Annotated in this window: 17 protein-coding genes; 10 read left to right on the forward strand and 7 right to left on the reverse strand. The window is 66.4% G+C overall.

Going from position 1 to position 15427, the window contains the following annotated elements; all coding sequences use genetic code 11:
- Window positions 1-3 precede the first annotated feature (3 nt).
- Together AC1MB9_RS14890 and aceB are read right to left on the reverse strand one after the other, a co-directional pair.
- A complete protein-coding gene (locus AC1MB9_RS14890; protein ID WP_479964665.1) occupies window positions 4-1278 on the reverse strand; it encodes a DUF6986 family protein in 1275 nt (424 codons plus the stop codon).
- A 5-nt stretch (window positions 1279-1283) separates the two neighbouring features.
- Window positions 1284-2888: a malate synthase A gene (gene aceB, locus AC1MB9_RS14895; RefSeq protein WP_479962699.1), complete on the reverse strand. Its 1605-nt coding sequence runs from the start codon at window positions 2886-2888 to the stop codon at window positions 1284-1286.
- Window positions 2889-3127: 239 nt separating this feature from the next.
- Between aceB and AC1MB9_RS14900 the strand changes: the two genes are divergently transcribed.
- Window positions 3128-3916, forward strand: coding sequence for an IclR family transcriptional regulator (locus tag AC1MB9_RS14900; protein WP_479962700.1), 789 nt, complete (start codon window positions 3128-3130; stop codon window positions 3914-3916).
- A 2-nt stretch (window positions 3917-3918) separates the two neighbouring features.
- Complete coding sequence (locus tag AC1MB9_RS14905) at window positions 3919-4419, forward strand: nucleoside deaminase (protein ID WP_479962701.1); 501 nt, start codon at window positions 3919-3921, stop codon at window positions 4417-4419.
- A gap of 14 nt (window positions 4420-4433) precedes the next feature.
- Here AC1MB9_RS14905 and AC1MB9_RS14910 read toward each other — a convergent pair whose 3' ends face one another.
- A complete protein-coding gene (locus tag AC1MB9_RS14910; RefSeq protein WP_479962702.1) occupies window positions 4434-5063 on the reverse strand; it encodes a TetR/AcrR family transcriptional regulator in 630 nt (209 codons plus the stop codon).
- A gap of 113 nt (window positions 5064-5176) precedes the next feature.
- Between AC1MB9_RS14910 and AC1MB9_RS14915 the strand changes: the two genes are divergently transcribed.
- Window positions 5177-6664 (forward strand): MFS transporter, encoded by a 1488-nt coding sequence (locus AC1MB9_RS14915; RefSeq protein ID WP_479962703.1) that lies wholly within the window; start codon window positions 5177-5179, stop codon window positions 6662-6664.
- A 7-nt stretch (window positions 6665-6671) separates the two neighbouring features.
- Here AC1MB9_RS14915 and AC1MB9_RS14920 read toward each other — a convergent pair whose 3' ends face one another.
- The gene (locus tag AC1MB9_RS14920; RefSeq protein ID WP_479962704.1) at window positions 6672-7079 is read right to left on the reverse strand and encodes a GtrA family protein; all 408 of its coding nucleotides are present in this window, start codon (window positions 7077-7079) and stop codon (window positions 6672-6674) included.
- 172 nt (window positions 7080-7251) lie between these two features.
- On the opposite strand from AC1MB9_RS14920, the gene AC1MB9_RS14925 reads away from it, so the two are divergent.
- The 5 genes from AC1MB9_RS14925 to AC1MB9_RS14945 are packed head-to-tail and all read left to right on the forward strand — an operon-like array spanning window position 7252 to window position 11027.
- Window positions 7252-8439 (forward strand): Re/Si-specific NAD(P)(+) transhydrogenase subunit alpha, encoded by a 1188-nt coding sequence (locus AC1MB9_RS14925; RefSeq protein WP_479962705.1) that lies wholly within the window; start codon window positions 7252-7254, stop codon window positions 8437-8439.
- Window positions 8439-8753: an NAD(P) transhydrogenase subunit alpha part 2 gene (locus tag AC1MB9_RS14930; RefSeq protein WP_479962706.1), complete on the forward strand. Its 315-nt coding sequence runs from the start codon at window positions 8439-8441 to the stop codon at window positions 8751-8753. Before AC1MB9_RS14925 ends, AC1MB9_RS14930 begins: the two co-directional genes overlap by 1 nt.
- Window positions 8750-10123: an NAD(P)(+) transhydrogenase (Re/Si-specific) subunit beta gene (locus AC1MB9_RS14935; RefSeq protein ID WP_479962707.1), complete on the forward strand. Its 1374-nt coding sequence runs from the start codon at window positions 8750-8752 to the stop codon at window positions 10121-10123. The genes AC1MB9_RS14930 and AC1MB9_RS14935 overlap by 4 nt, the downstream gene beginning before the upstream one ends.
- Window positions 10124-10173: 50 nt before the next feature.
- The gene (locus AC1MB9_RS14940) at window positions 10174-10779 is read left to right on the forward strand and encodes an HdeD family acid-resistance protein (protein WP_479962708.1); all 606 of its coding nucleotides are present in this window, start codon (window positions 10174-10176) and stop codon (window positions 10777-10779) included.
- Window positions 10776-11027 carry a hypothetical protein gene (locus tag AC1MB9_RS14945; RefSeq protein WP_479962709.1) on the forward strand — a complete coding sequence of 84 codons (252 nt, stop codon included), beginning with the start codon at window positions 10776-10778 and terminating at the stop codon, window positions 11025-11027. The genes AC1MB9_RS14940 and AC1MB9_RS14945 overlap by 4 nt, the downstream gene beginning before the upstream one ends.
- Window positions 11028-11112: 85 nt before the next feature.
- On the opposite strand, the gene purB is transcribed toward AC1MB9_RS14945, so the two are convergent.
- Both purB and AC1MB9_RS14955 read right to left on the reverse strand, forming a co-directional pair.
- A complete protein-coding gene (gene purB / locus AC1MB9_RS14950; RefSeq protein WP_479962710.1) occupies window positions 11113-12495 on the reverse strand; it encodes an adenylosuccinate lyase in 1383 nt (460 codons plus the stop codon).
- Window positions 12492-13019 (reverse strand): low molecular weight protein-tyrosine-phosphatase, encoded by a 528-nt coding sequence (locus AC1MB9_RS14955; RefSeq protein WP_479962711.1) that lies wholly within the window; start codon window positions 13017-13019, stop codon window positions 12492-12494. The genes purB and AC1MB9_RS14955 overlap by 4 nt, the downstream gene beginning before the upstream one ends.
- A gap of 126 nt (window positions 13020-13145) precedes the next feature.
- On the opposite strand from AC1MB9_RS14955, the gene AC1MB9_RS14960 reads away from it, so the two are divergent.
- Window positions 13146-13427: a hypothetical protein gene (locus AC1MB9_RS14960; protein WP_479962712.1), complete on the forward strand. Its 282-nt coding sequence runs from the start codon at window positions 13146-13148 to the stop codon at window positions 13425-13427.
- Between the two features lie 81 nt (window positions 13428-13508).
- On the forward strand, window positions 13509-14993 hold the full coding sequence (locus tag AC1MB9_RS14965) for a hypothetical protein (protein ID WP_479962713.1): 1485 nt from the start codon (window positions 13509-13511) through the stop codon (window positions 14991-14993).
- Here the strand turns inward: AC1MB9_RS14965 and AC1MB9_RS14970 are convergent.
- Window positions 14968-15354 carry a phage holin family protein gene (locus tag AC1MB9_RS14970; RefSeq protein ID WP_479962714.1) on the reverse strand — a complete coding sequence of 129 codons (387 nt, stop codon included), beginning with the start codon at window positions 15352-15354 and terminating at the stop codon, window positions 14968-14970. The genes AC1MB9_RS14965 and AC1MB9_RS14970 overlap by 26 nt on opposite strands.
- Between the last annotated feature and the right edge of the window lie 73 nt (window positions 15355-15427).

Consider the following 15427-nt stretch of genomic DNA (forward strand, 5'->3'; position numbering starts at 1 on the left):
ACGTCAATTCTTTCGTTTCGTGGGGCGCGCGGTCGCCAATCGTGGGTGAGCGAGGGCAACGAGCCGTTCGTGGTCGACCCCGGCCAGGGCATGCACCTCGTCGGATCCGATGGCCCCGCACTGCACCCCGCGGAGCAGGAATCCGGCCAGCGCACGTGCCGTCGCCGGTTCGTCCATGACGGAACCCGGGGCCCGTTCCGTGTAGTGGCGCAGTCGCAACGTTGCGGCGTCCAGTCCCTCCCGGTAAAAGGCATAGGTGGCCGCGAACCGGCTGGGGAGCTGGGCCGGATGCAGATCCCAGCCCTGGTAGAAGCCTCGCTCGAGGGAGCGACGCACCAGTCGACCATGTACTCGCCAGGCCTCGACGGCCCCTTCGCCCACGGGCAGAATGTTGGTCGAGCCGTCGGAGAGACGGATGCCCGTGCCGGCCGCCGCCAGCTGCATGACTTCCTTCGCGAAGTCCGCGACGGGGTGCTCCATCGACTGGTATTCCGCCGAAATCTGCAGCGAGGCACTGTAATCGTAGGTTCCGTAGTGCAGACCGGAAATGCGGCCGGGCACGAGATGGGGGAGCCGGGCGACCGGTGACGTTCCGTCCGCACCAAGGATCAACTGAGGAGTCTCCACTTGCACCTCGAACCGAAGCCGCCCCGTCTCCAGGCCGTGCACCTCCTCGAGCCGACCGACCGCGAAGTCCATGGCCTGCACCTGAGCGACCGTCGTCACCTTGGGGAGCGTGAGAATCAGTCCGGGAGGCAGCTCGCCGGCCGCGGCGAGCCCCGACACAAACAGGTCCAGGGTGCGCAGGCCGCGCGCCCGAGTGGCCGCCTCGAGGCACTTGAAACGGATGCCTATGAAGGGCGGCGCGCTTCCGCCCGCCACCGCCGTGGCAACCCGGCCGGCCGCGGCGACGACGTCGGCATCCTCGGTCTCGTCTCCGCGATCGCCGTAGCCGTCTTCAAAGTCGATTCGGAGATCTTCGATCGGCTCGGCCGTCAGCTTCGCCGCCACGCGAGACGCCACCGCATCCGCGAGGGCATCGCTCTGCCCGAGGCGACTACAGAGCCCGGTGAGACCGCCCTGGGCCGCCACGGCCGCCAGGGCGTCAGCGCCCCAGCGTTCGCTGAGGTCCGGCGTGAACCGGTCGGCGGCAACGTACACCGTGTGCACGGGCTGTCGGCTGCCGTCGTCCCCGGGGTAGTTCTTGTCGAGCAGTTCGTCGGTTTCGGCGAGTCGTGACTCGATCTGGGCGAGGTCTGCCTTGCTCAGGGAGCCCAATGGCGTCACAGCCGGGCAGCCAGTTCATAGGCGGGGAGGGTGAGGAACTCCGCGAAATCGGGGGAGAGGGTGAGTTCCTTGATCAGCTGGCTGGCCGGCTCGTAGTGGGCACGGAACGCCTCATCGCCCACCTGCACGCGCAGCGAGTCGGTTTCTTCGGCAAGGAGTTTGGTGACCAGCTCGCGGGTGACAACGTTGCCGGTGTCGGCCAGCCTGACGTTGTTCCGAATCTGTTGCCAGACCTGCGAGCGGGAAATTTCGGCGGTGGCCGCATCCTCCATGAGATTGTGGATCGCCACGGCACCGTTGCCGGAAAGCCAGACGGCGACGTACGTCACCGCGACGCTCAGGTTCAACCGCAGCCCGGCCTCGGTGGCCTGCCCGCCGGCCGAGGCCACGTCCAGAAGATCCGCCGCGGTGACGGACACGTCCGGGCGCTGACGGTCCAGCTGATTGGGCCGGTCGCCCAGCACCGCGTCGAAGACGTCGGCGCAGGTTGAAACAAGTTGCGGATGCGCGACCCACGACCCGTCGAAACCGTCGTTGGCTTCGCGCGTCTTGTCGGCGCGCACCTTCTCCAACGCCTGCTCGGTCGCGAGCGGCTCCCGCCGGTTGGGAATCGCGGCCGCCATGCCGCCCATGGCGAAGGCGCCGCGGTGGTGGCAGGTCTTCACGAGCAGTTCCGTGTACGCGCGCATGAACGGTGCGGTCATCGACACGCTGGCCCGATCGGGAAGCGTGAAGGCCTCCCCGGCCTCGCGGAAATACTTGATCACGCTGAACAGGTAGTCCCAACGTCCCGCGTTCAGTCCCGAGGCGTGGTCACGCAGTTCGTAGAGGATTTCGTCCATTTCGAACGCCGCCGGAATGGTTTCAATGAGAACGGTGGCTCTCACGCTGCCCTGCGGGATACCCACGTAGTCCTGCGCGAAGACGAAGATCTCGTTCCACAGTCGAGCTTCGAGGTGGCTCTCCATCTTGGGAAGGTAAAAGTACGGGCCCTGGCCATTGGCGATCAGCCGCCGCGCGGTATGAAAAAAGAGCAGTCCGAAATCGACGAGTGCTCCGGATGCGGGCGCTCCGTCGATGAGAATGTGGCGTTCCGGAAGATGCCACCCCCGGGGGCGGGCAACGACCACGGCCAGGGGGGCGTCGTCCCTGAGCCGGTATTCCTTTCCGTCCGGAGACGTATAAGAGAGGGAGCCCTCGGCGGCGTCCTTCAGGTTGAGGACGCTGTCGACGACGTTGAACCAGGTAGGGGAGCTGGCATCCTCCATGTCGGCGAGCCACACCCTGGCCCCGGAATTCAGCGCATTGATCGCCATCTTGATCGGCGAGGCCGGCCCGGTCATCTCGACGCGACGGTCCTGGAGGGCCGTGGGCGCGGGGGCGACCTGCCAGGCGGCGCGGCGGATGGGCGCAGTTTCCGGCAGAAAATCGAGGCCGCCGGACTCGGCCACGTCCGTCATTCGGGCGGCCCGTGCGGCGAGGCAGGTCTGTCGAGCCGGATTGAAGCGGTGATGGAGGTCTTCGACGAAGGCCAGCGCCTCGTCGCTGAGGATCTCATCCGCCCGCGGGAAGGGCTTTGCATCGGTGACTGTGATGGCCATGGTTGGTCCTCTTCTCTGCCGGTGCCGACGATTGCCCGAGAGATACACGCCCCTCGCTGGACGGCCAAACCTGAGCTAACTATTTCATATGACGGAGAATAATATCTACCCTATGGAAGTTGGGACGACTCGCCGCGCCCTGCACGAAGCCAGCGGTCATATACTCGACCAGAGATTGTCACCATCCGGAATAAGATTGTCGTTTTTCCCGGCGGCGACGTGAGAGGGAGCACTCGAAGATGTCCGAGAAAACGCCTGGCGGAGTGCAATCGGTCGAGCGGGTGTTTGTGCTCCTCGAACTCATCACCGATGCCGTCGACGGCGCCACACTCTCCGAGCTGGCCGCGTCGACGTGCCTCCCCCTCCCGACGATTCATCGGCTGCTGCGCACCCTCATCGCCCTCGGGTACGCCCGGCAACTGCCCAACCGACGCTACGTCCTGGGATCCCGATTGATTCGGATCGGCGACGCGGCCGCCCGCCAGTTCGGCTCGCTCGCAATCCCGCAGCTCACCTCGCTGGTCGACCAACTGGGCGAGACGGCCAATATGGCCATGCTCGACGGGGATATGGTCATGTACGTGGCTCAGGCGCCGTCGGCGCACTCGATGCGAATGTTCACCGAGGTGGGGCGGCGGGTCCACGCCCATGATTCCGGCGTCGGCAAGGCGATCCTGGCTCAACTCGATGACAGCGCGGTGCGCCGTATCATCGGCCGGACGGGCATGCCCACTCCCACCGACAAGAGCCTCGGAACCATTGAGGCCCTCCTGGCCGACCTGGCACAGATCCGCGCCCGCGGCTACGCTATCGATGACAATGAGCAGGAAATCGGCGTCCGCTGCTATGCGGTGCTCGTTCCGGATGCGCCGACCCCCACCGCTATTTCGGTGTCCGGCCCGGTCTCCCGAGTCGACGAGTCGTTCGGCCGCCGGGCTGTTCCCGTGCTGCACCAGGCAGCCGGACTCATCAGCGACGGGTTGAGCCGATCCACGGCCATCGACTCGCCCGATCTGAGCGGAGAATGACAATGCCCGACGTAGACGATTCCATACCCACAGCGGCAGACCTCGAGCACCTTCACCGGTGTATCGCACTCGCGGAGGACGCGCGAAACATCGGTCGCCATCCCTTTGCCGCCCTCGTGGTGGGCCGGGATCAGGTCGTGCTGGCGGTCGGGCAGAACAACTCGATGCCGCCGGGCGGCAACCCGACGCAGCACGCCGAGTTGCGGGCGGCTGCGGATGCGTCTCTGCACGCGACGCCGGAGGAGCTGGCCCACGCGACCCTCTACTCGAGTGCTGAGCCGTGCGTGATGTGTTCCGGCGCGATCTACTGGACCGGGATCGGCCGGGTGGTCTATGCGCTCTCGGAGCGGGAGCTGCTGCGTCTCACCGGGGACAATCCAGAAAACCCCACGATGTCGATGCCGTGCCGCGAGGTCTTCGCGCGCGGCCAGCGCGACATCCGCGTTCTCGGACCGTTCCTCGAGGCCGAAGCCGCCGTCGCCCACCACGGATTCTGGGACTGAGCGGGCGCGGGCCGCTACTGCGGGGCGAGCCCGACGGCCGGCAGCATCACTCCGTCGATCAGGGACATGATGTAATCGCGGTCCACGGTCTTGCGCAGAATGAGCACGCGGTACGCGGCCATGGCGGGTGTGATCAGGGAGAGCGTCTCAATGTCGCAGGTCGGCGAAATCTCGCCGCGGTCCACGGCCCTCCGCATCAGCACCCGGTTCACCGCCACCCGAGGCTCGACGATGGCCGCATTCGCCGCCTCGGAGAGCTCCGGCGCGCTCGCGAGCATCGAGACGAGCCCGGCCATGATCTGTAGCTTCTTCTCGGCCTCTTCCAGGGAGTGCGGCTTGATCAGGGCGATGAGATCGCCGCGCAGTGTGCCGGTATCCGGCAGCTGTGCCTCGTCAACCTCGATCTTCTTCATGCAGGCAACGGCATCGATGACCAGTTCACCCTTCGAGGCCCAGCGACGATACAGCGTCGCCTTGCCGGCCTTGGCCCGAGACGCGACCATGTCGATCGTCATGCCGTCGTAGCCCACCTCGGCCAGGATCGCGAGGGCGGCATCCAGGATGTCGGAGTCACGGCTGTGGTCACGTTTGCGCCCGAGTCGGGACGGGGACTCAGCGATCATGGTGGGGTCGAGCTGCGCCATTGCTGCTGCCTTTCGACTCGGGGTTCATGACGGTGAGCGGACCTTCATTTTACCGCACTCATTCCGGTACCGAGCATATCCGAAACTGTCTAGTTTCGTATAGAGTGGCATCCATGTCACAGACTCTTCCCTCGTCGTCGAGCGTCATCAGCTCGCCACCGGCACCCTCCCACCGTTGGTGGACCCTCAGCGTCGTCGCACTCGCCCAACTGATGGTCGTGCTCGACTCCACCGTCGTGAACATCGCCCTGCCCTCCGCCCAGGCCGACCTCGGGTTCTCCAACGGTGACCGCCAGTGGATCGTCACGGCGTATTCGCTTGCCTTCGGCAGCCTGCTGCTGCTGGGCGGTCGTCTCTCCGACCTGATCGGCCGCAAGAAGACCTTCATCATCGGTCTGATCGGATTCGCCGTGGCCTCAGCGCTCGGCGGCGCGGCCGGGAGCTTCGGGATGCTCGTGGGCGCACGCGCGCTGCAGGGCGCGTTCGGTGCCCTGCTGGCGCCCACCGCCCTGGCCGTGCTCACGACAACCTTCACCATTCCCAAGGAGCGCGCGCGGGCCTTCGGCGTGTTCGGCGCCATTGCCGGTGCCGGTGGTGCGGTGGGCCTGCTCCTCGGCGGCTACCTCACCGAATACTTCGACTGGCGGTGGAACCTCTACATCAACGTGGTCATCGCCGTGATCGGGGTCATCGGCGCCGTCATCTTCGTGAAGCAGATCGCCCGTACCGGACCGAGACCCAAGCTCGACATTCCCGGGACGCTGCTCGTCTCCGGCGCGCTCTTCGGCCTGGTCTACGGCTTCTCCAACGCGGAAACGGATGGCTGGGGCTCGGTTCTCACCTGGGGAATGCTCGCCGTGGCCGGCGTGCTCCTGATCGCCTTCGTGCTGTGGCAACGCAAGGCGGCGCATCCGCTGCTGCCATTGGCCATTGTGCTTGACCGCAACCGCGGGGCCGCGTACATCTCGGTACTCATCGCCGGCGCCGGCATGTTCGGCATCTTCCTGTTTGTGACCTACTATTTGCAGACCTCGCTGCATTACACGCCGGTGCAGACGGGCCTGTCGTTCCTGCCGATGATCGGGATGCTGGTGCTCGCCGCGCAGCTGTCGACGAACCTGCTGGTACCGCGGTTCGGTCCCAAGGTCATGGTTCCGTTCGGCATGATGCTCGGCGCGATCGGAATGGTGTACCTGACAAACCTCGATCTGAACAGCGTCTATGTCGTCGATGTTCTGCCTCCGCTCATGATCATCGGCTTCGGCATGGGTTCGATCATGCCCGCCTCCATGCAGACCGCGACGCTGGGGGTAGACCGCCAGTTCGCCGGCGTCGCCTCGGCCATGGTCAACACCAGCCAGCAGGTGGGTGGTTCGATCGGCACCGCCCTGTTGAACACACTTGCGGCGACGGCCGCGACCAACTACCTGGTCGCCAACGCCCCGGCTTCCGCCGCGGTCGCGGCCGAAGCCGCCATCCAGAGCTACGCCACCGCGTACTGGTGGGGCGCCGGCTTCTTCCTTGTCGGCGCCATCGTCGCGGCCCTGCTGTTTCGACGGATGGGCCACGGCATCTGGCTGTCGAATCCGCACGCGCAGTAAGGGGCGCTTAGCCCTGCAGGGTCGGTTCGGGGTCGCGAGGGCGAAACAGGTACCGGCTGAACAGGTAGTTCGACCCGAACGAGATCGGGATTGACGCGAGCTTCCAGACGAGGGGCGGCCCGTCCGTGAGGTTCGCGGCCGCCTGAATCAACACCGAGAACACCACGATCGTGGCTCCGTACCAGGCGAAAAACGCCACATACGTTGCTACCCGCGCCTCGGCGGCGAAAGCGAATCGCACCACAAGAAAATAGACCGCGGTGAGGGCGAGGGACGAACTGATCGCGTTGGCCTGCCACGGCACGAGACCGGTCAGGATCAGAAGCGAGAACCCGACCAGGTCGATCGCCAGCCCCACGGCCGATCCGCCGAAAAACGTCAGGAACTCCTGGATGCGCGCTCGCCCGACCACCATATGCCTCACCTTTTGCGTCGGACTTGTCGTCCAGTCCCGTTCCCTTCAGTGTCGCCGATCGGACGGGCTCTCGTTTTCGCTACGCTACGGGGTAGGTCAGAAGATTGGTACGTCAGCAGTGTCGCACGGACCGTAACCGGCCAGGGCGGTGCTCGTCGGGAGGGAGCCGCACGTGAGGGTTGTGATCGCACGAGAGCGTCGAGCGGGGGAGCGCCGCGTCGCTGCGACACCGGAGACGGTTGCCCAGTTGGTGGCCCTGGGCCTCGAAGTCCTCATTGAGACGGGAGCCGGGACGCAGGCCGGGTACGCCGATTCGGCCTATGCGAAGGCCGGTGCCACGGTCGTCACCCAGCTCGCGATCGGCGACCTCGACGTGTTCTGCCACGTGCGTCCGCTGGCACCGGGCCTGGCCGCCCGGCTCCGGCGCGGAGCCATTACCATCGGCCTGGCGTCCCCGGCCACCGAGCTGGCCACGGTGAGCGCCCTGGCGAAGGCCGGCGTCACGTCGTTCGCGCTGGAACTGCTGCCGCGCCTGTCGAGGGCGCAGTCGATGGATGCCCTCACCTCGCAGTCCCTGGTAGCGGGCTACCGCGCTGTGCTGGAGGCCGCGATGCGCTTTCCCCGGTTCTTCCCGTTGTATATGACGGCCGCGGGCACCATTCCGCCGGCCCGGGTGCTGGTGCTCGGCGCGGGAGTCGCCGGTCTGCAGGCGATCGGCACCGCCAAGCGGCTCGGCGCCCGGGTCTCCGCCTACGACGTGCGCCCGGCCTCGGCCGACGAGGTGGCGTCGATGGGTGCCACCTTCGTGAACCTCGACCTCGACGCGATCGAGGGTGCCGGCGGGTATGCGCGGGAGCTCAGTCAGGACCGCGCCGTACGGCAACGCGAGCTGCTCGCGCCGTACGTCGCGGCCGCCGATGTGCTCATCACCACGGCTGCCATTCCCGGTCGCCCGGCTCCGCTGCTCGTGACACACGAGATGGTGGCCGCGATGCGCCCGGGATCCGTCGTGGTTGACCTCGCCGCCGAGTCGGGCGGCAACGTGGCCGGTGTGATCGCCGGCAGCGACCTGCCGGTGCCTTCGACCGAGGCCGACGGCACGGTGATCCTTGTGGGAATGAAGGATGCGGCATCCGCCCTGCCCACGGATGCGTCGCGCCTCTACGCGAAGAATGTCGCCAATTTCCTGGCCCTGATGACACACGACGGCAACGTCGCGCCCGACTTCGACGATGAGGTGATCAGCGGCGCCTGCCTGACGGCCGAGGGGACGGTGCGGCACGCGCCGACCGCAGCACTGCTCGCGCCACCGATCGCCGAGCGGCAACCGAGCACATCCACGACCGAGGGAGAACGCTGATGGACCCGATCACCCTGTTGACCGTCGTCGTGCTGTCCACGTTCGTGGGCTTCGAGGTGGTCTCGAAGGTCTCAAGCACCCTGCACACCCCGTTGATGAGTGGCGCCAACGCCATCCACGGCATCATCCTCGTGGGTGCCATCATCGTGGCCGGCCAGGCGACAAACGGCTGGGTGCTGGCCCTCGGGCTGACGGCCGTTGTGCTCGCCACGGTCAACCTCGTGGGCGGATTCGTGGTGACCGACCGTATGCTCGGCATGTTCCGCGGCCGCCGACCAGCGCCGGCCACCGACCGCACGGGGGAAACGAAATGAGCATCCTGTCGACGCAGTGGACCGCGGTGCTCTATCTTGCGGCCGCCATCTGCTTCATTCTCGCCCTCAAGGGCCTGAGCTCCCCGCGCACCGCGCGCCGCGGTAACCTCATCGGCGCCGGGGGCGCGCTGCTGGCTGTGATCACGGTCTTCCTGTCCGCACGCCTGGAGAACATCCCCGCCATCCTGGGCGCCATCGCGGTGGGATCCGCCATCGCCGCCCCGATCGCCCGGCGCGTGCAGATGACCCAGATGCCGCAACTCGTCGCCCTGTTCAACGGCGTCGGCGGCGGCGCGGCCGCCCTCGTGGCCATGCTCGAAATCGCCCACAGCGACAATCCCGCGATCCTGCTGGCCGTGGCATTCACCCTGCTCATCGGTTCGGTCTCCTTCGCCGGCTCCATCGTCACCGTGGCGAAACTCCAGGAACTCATCAGCACGCGCCCGTTTGTCTTCCCCGGCATGCGCTGGCTCGTCTCGGCCGTGCTCCTCGCCGCGGTCCTGGCCGGCGGTCTGCTGATCGGAACCGGAAACCTGCTGTGGGCGATCCTGCTCCTCGTGCTGTCGCTGGGCCTCGGACTGCTCCTCGTTCTCCCGGTCGGGGGAGCGGATGTCCCGATCGTCATCTCGCTGCTGAACGCATTCACGGGGCTCGCCGTCGCCGCCTCCGGAATCGTGCTCGACAATGTGCTGCTCGTGGTGGCCGGCACCCTCGTCGGAGCCAGCGGAACGATCCTCACCCGCGCGATGGCCAGCGCGATGGGACGCGGCGTGAGCGGCATCCTCTTCGGGGCCTTCCGCGGCGGATCCACGGCCGGTTCGACCACGCAAAGCGACCGCCCGGTGCGCTCCGGGGCCCCGGACGACATCGCCGTGCTGCTGCGTTACGCGGAGCGCGTGGTGATCGTGCCCGGCTACGGGCTGGCCGTAGCCCAGGGGCAGCACGCGGTCGCCGAGCTGGCCCTGACCCTCGAGGCGCAGGGTGTGAACGTCGCCTTCGCGATTCATCCCGTGGCCGGTCGCATGCCCGGCCATATGAACGTGCTGCTCGCCGAGGCGAATGTGCCCTACGAGTCGCTCAAGGAAATGGCGGAGGTCAATCCGGAGTTCAAGAACACCGACGTGGTGCTCGTTGTGGGCGCCAACGACGTCGTGAATCCCGCCGCGAAGACCTCGCCCGGGTCGCCGATCTACGGCATGCCGATCCTGGAGGTGAGCCACGCGACACAGGTTGTGTTCCTGAAACGGTCCATGCGGCCCGGTTTCGCCGGGATCGAGAATGAACTCCTCTTCGACCCGAAGACCACGATGCTGTTCGGTGACGCGAAGGACAGCCTCGGCCGGGTACTCACCGCCGTCAAGGCGCTCTAGCCGCCGCGTAGACTACAGGGGTAGATATTCGCGGAGTGAAAGAGGCAGGCGTGGCCACAGCGCTGGAAACATCCGGCACGGGCACCGGCGCACGGTATTGGACGGTTCCGATCGGCCGAGCCGTTCTCGCCCTGATTCCCGCCGCGGCGATCACGTTCAACCGTGACCATTCCGCAGCCTTCGGTCTCGTCGGTTTCGGCTCCTTCGCGCTCGCCTCCGGCATTCTGTTGGCCGTGGTGAGCCGGCTCACCCTCACCGATGTGCGTGCGCGCCGGTTGTTCCTGATCCAGGGCGTGGTCGGCATCGTCGCCGGCGGTCTGGCGCTGGCATTTCATACGGGCGGTCTCGGCTTCTTCCTCTACCTCGTGAGCGTCTGGGCCGCGGTCACCGGCTTCCTTGAGCTCTACAGCGGAACCCGCGCCCGTGGGCGCTCGATCGTCGCGAAGGACTGGATGCTCGTCGGCGCCGCGACCGCCGTACTCGCCCTCATCTTCCTGCTCTTGCCCCCGAACGCCGTCGTGTCGGTGGGCCTGCTCGGCGCCTACCTGGTCATGATCGGCGTGTACCTGGTCATTGCCGGGCTCTCACTCAAATGGGCGACAACGGATGCCGCGCGCACCGTCGCCCCCGTCACCACAGATTCGGACTCCCAGTGACCCAGAACACCCCGCACCAGCCCAGCCGCCGCGACCGTTTGAAGCCCGTCGAGCTCGTCGGAATCTCCGGGGTGCTGGCCCTGTTCGTGGGTCTCACCGTTCTGCTGACCACCCGCGACATCGTGCTGTCCCTCATCACGCTCGGCATCACATTCATTGTGGCGCTCGTTTTCATCGCCATGCTCGTACTCGGCATCAAGCCCAACGCCGACGAGAAGTCCGACATCGACGAGCAGAACGGGCACTAGCCTCACGTCGACAACCGGAAAGCGGATGCCTCGAGCCCGGATTTTGGGGCTTGAGGCATCCGCTTTTCGGGGCGATCGGGTGGTGCTAGCCGAGATACTCGACGAGCGGGTCGGCCAGTCCCACGTACGTGCCCGGCGTGAGCTCGAGCAGCCGGGCCTTGGCGGCGTCACCGATTTCAAGACCGGAGACGAAGGCCACGAGGTCGTCGCGGTTGATGCGCTTGCCTCGGGTGAGCTCCTTGAGCAGCGCGTAGGGGTCGGCGATCGTGGAGCGTCCGGCCGACACCTCGGCGCGAATCACGGTCTGGATCGCCTCACCGAGAATCTCCCAGTTGGAGTCAAGATCGCCCGTGAGCTGGGCACGGTCGATGTCGATCTCGCCAAGGCCGCGCAGGATGTTGTCCAGGGCGAGCAGGGAATGCCCGAAGCCCACACCGATATTGCGCTGCGTCGTGGAGTCGGTGAGGTCGCGCTGTAGTCTCGACGTCACCAGAGTTGACGCGAGCGAATCAAGAATCGCGCTCGAGAGTTCCAGGTTCGCCTCGGCGTTCTCAAAGCGGATCGGGTTGATCTTGTGCGGCATCGTGGACGAGCCGGTGGCACCGACCTGTGGAATCTGCCGGAAGTAGCCGATGGAAATGTAGGTCCAGATGTCCGTCGCCAGGTTGTGCAGCACGCGGTTGGAATGCGAAATCTTCGAGTAGAGCTCGGCCTGCCAGTCGTGGGACTCGATCTGCGTGGTGAGCGGGTTCCAGCCGAGGCCGAGGCCCTCCACGAATTCGCGGGAGACGGCGGGCCAGTCGACGGACGGCTCCGCAACGACGTGGGCGGCGAACGTGCCGGTGGCACCGCTGAACTTGCCGAGATACTCGTTCGACTCCACCTGTTTCAGGATGCGCTCGAGGCGGTGCACGAAGACGGCGAGTTCCTTGCCCATTGTGGTGGGCGTGGCCGGCTGGCCGTGCGTGCGGGCGAGCATGGCATCGCCGCGAAATTCGAGTGCTCGGCCGCGCAGCGCCTCGATCACGAGTCGGTACTTCGGCAGCCACACCTCGTGAACGGCCTGGCTCACCGTGAGTGCGTACGACAGGTTGTTGATGTCCTCGCTGGTTGCAGCGAAGTGGGTGAGTTCGGCAATGTGGTCGAGCCCGAGCGTGGTGAGACGGCGGCGAACCAGGTATTCCACGGCCTTCACATCGTGCCGAGTTGTGGCCTCGAGCTCGGCGAGTTCGTCGATCTCGGCCTGGCCGAACTCGGTCACGAGCGACCGCAACGAGGCCTTCTGCTCCGGGTCGAGCGGTGCCGATCCGAAGAGGCCGCGGTCGGTGAGCACGATGAGCCATTCGATCTCAACCTGCACCCGGGCGCGGTTCAGCCCGGCCTCCGAGAGGTGCTCACCCAGTTCGGTGACGATGCTGCGGTAACGGCCATCGAGTGGACTTAGAACCTGCGGGGGTAGTGGACTCATCGGTCTCCCTGTCGTATTGCTGGCGCGAGTTGCATGAACAGCGCCTGGTTTGCTCTCTCAATCATGCCTAAAACCGAGGCAAAGAGCGCATCGGTGGAATAGTACGGGTCGGGAACATCGCTGAGGGCCGCCTGTTCCGGGTCGAAACTGAGCAGCAACCGCACCTTGTCGCGGTCGCCGTCGGTCGTCGCCCAGTTGCGCAGAACACGATCCTGCGCCCGGTCGAGCACGACAACGAGATCGAAATCCGCGAACCACGCCGGATCGAACTGTCGTGCACGATGGTGGCTTCCGTCATAGCCCCTGGCCGCCAGCGCGGCGATGGTGCGGGCGTCGGCGCGCTCACCGACATGCCAGTCGCCCGTCCCGGCGGAACTCGTGCTCACGAGGCGGCCGAGGCCGGAACGAGTGAACAGGTCCCGCAGCACCAGTTCGGCCATTGGGGAGCGGCAGATGTTTCCGGTGCACACAAAAATGATGCGGAAGGGCGTCGACTCGTCGGGATTGAGCGACACAAAACTCATGCTGTCATTGTGGAGCACTTTTGCGCTCCTCCACAGTGAACCGGATGAATATCTATCGACAGATGTGGGAAGTGCGGGATGAACGGGGGCGCACGGTGCCACTCTCGACGGTGAGAAGGAGACCAAATGTACCCCCTGGCCGATGTCCTGGGCACCGCCCCGAATCCGGTTCCGGCACTCCGCCACCAGCGGACGCTGCTCGCCGCACTTCACGATGATGTGCAGGCCGCGCGGCAGAGCCTTTCGACGGAAGGCGTCACACACACATGGCGGGGCACGGCTCAACAGGGGTACCTGGACCGGCTCGAGCACTTGCGCAGCGAAAGCGACGCGCTTGCGCGCCTGCTCGAGGATGCGGTGTGGGAGGCGACAGTGGCCATCGACCGGGCACATGCCGGGCTCTGGTGAACGGGCGTTGTTCGTGTACCGCCAGGTGCATGACGTCCAGGCGGCCTGGCGGGCCCGATCGTGTGCGGGGGAAGGGGCACAATGAACGACGGCGACCTGGTGCTCTCCGGCGGAGGCAGCTTCATGGTCGAGACCGACACCGTGTTTGCGCAGATGCAGCAAATGCGCCGCCTTCAGGGCGAGGCAAACGACTGGCAGTTGCGGCTGGCTCGCATTCGTGAGTTGCAACTGAGTCCGGCCCCGCAATGGGTGCACGGCACTGTCGGGGCGTCGGTGATGCGTGCGGCAGGGGCCGCCGAGGCGATCGAGGTGGGCAGCGGCGATCTCGCCGACCGGCTTGAGAGCGCTGCCCAGGCATACGGTCTGGTCGAACGCGCTCGTGCGAACGGCGGTCGCATTCTGGGGGAGGAAGTGGGGTGGCGGCTCGGTGCGGTGCTCGGCCAGTTTCCGCCGGTGCAGGCGCTGCTGCTGTGGGCCGCCGTCCTCGTCGCGAGCGGCGCCGTCGTCCAGAGGGCGGACATTCTGGTGAATGGACAGCCGGTGTTCACGGCGGTCGAAGAGCGTCCGCCGTCGCGCGCGACGGCCCCCACGCTGCAGCTGGATCCGCGGGTGCTCACGAGCACGGCGTTCGTCGGCGCGTTAAGGGTCGTTATGTCCTCGCTCGACGACGTTCAAGCCGGTGCACTGCACATGCCGCTTTCCCTGTCACGATTTCTCGGCGAGGGCGGTGCGGGCATCCGAGGCACACAGAGCGCGGCGCAAGAGACGGTCATCGCGGGACGATCCGTCGGCCTGTTCCGCGACGGTCCTGTGGCCGTGACCCGCCGGGGAGCGGCCGTCCCGGTTCGGGCTCCCACCAGCCTCGAAGAGGTCGCCTCTCGCATCCCGCAGGCCGAGGCGCGTCGCCCGCAGGTGCGGATTGAGAAGTACGGCGACCCGGAGCGCCCCTCGTGGGGCGTGTACGTGCCGGGAACCGTGGAGTGGAGCCCCATCACGACCTCGCAACCGTGGGACATCACCTCAAACCTCGATGCCGTAGCCGGAGGGGAACCCGCCTCGGCCGACGCAGTCGCCCAGGCCATGCGCAAAGCCGGGATCAAGCCCGGCGACCCCGTGGTTTTCGCCGGACACTCGCAGGGTGGGGCCGTGGTGCAAATCCTGGCGGCGGGCCGCGCGTTCAATACGAAAGCCGTTGTGACATTCGGGGCGCCGGAGGGCAACGTCCCGGTTCCGGAGGGCGTTTCCGAGATCGCCGTGGAACACACCAACGACCTCGTTCCCGCCCTGACCGGGGTGGGCGGTGTCGGTGGAGCGGAGGCGGTCGGTGACCGGCTTATCGTGCGCCGCGAGGCCTTTCACAACCAGTCGATCCCGACCGACGACCCGCTTCCGGCCCACAGCATGTCGGCCTATGCGGCCACGGCCCGGGCCATGGACCGTTCCCCGGAGACTCGGCTGACGGACTTCGCCGGCCTGCTGACGACCACCCTGGGAACCGGCGTCGGCTCAGCAACCAGATGGAAGGGCGAACGCCTGGTGCCTAGTCCCGCCGGGCGCGAACGATGAGGCCGAGGAGCCAGCTCACGATGCTCAGCACGAGAGCGCCGAGGACACCGTCCCAGAAGCCGTCGACGACAAGCCCGAAGCCGAGAAAGCCCGAAAACCACGCGGACAGCAGCAGCAGTGCCCCGTTGACGATGAGTGCGAACAAGCCGAGCGTCAGGATATAGAGGGGAAAGGCGACGACGCGAATGACGCTCCCGACGATCGTGTTCACGACGCCGAAAATGAAGGCCACGAGCAGATAGGTGACAACGACGGCACCGGTGTCGGGGGCGTACGGCAGCACATGCACGCCGGCGACGAGGCTCGCCGTCACCCACAGGGCCACCGCATTGACGAGGAGCTTGAGCAGAAATCGGGCCATGCACCCATAATGACACCCTCACCGGCTCGAACAAGGCAGAAAAAACATGCCCGGCCATGAATATGGGGCGGCG

It is taken from the genome of Cryobacterium sp. AP27 (assembly GCF_056680495.1).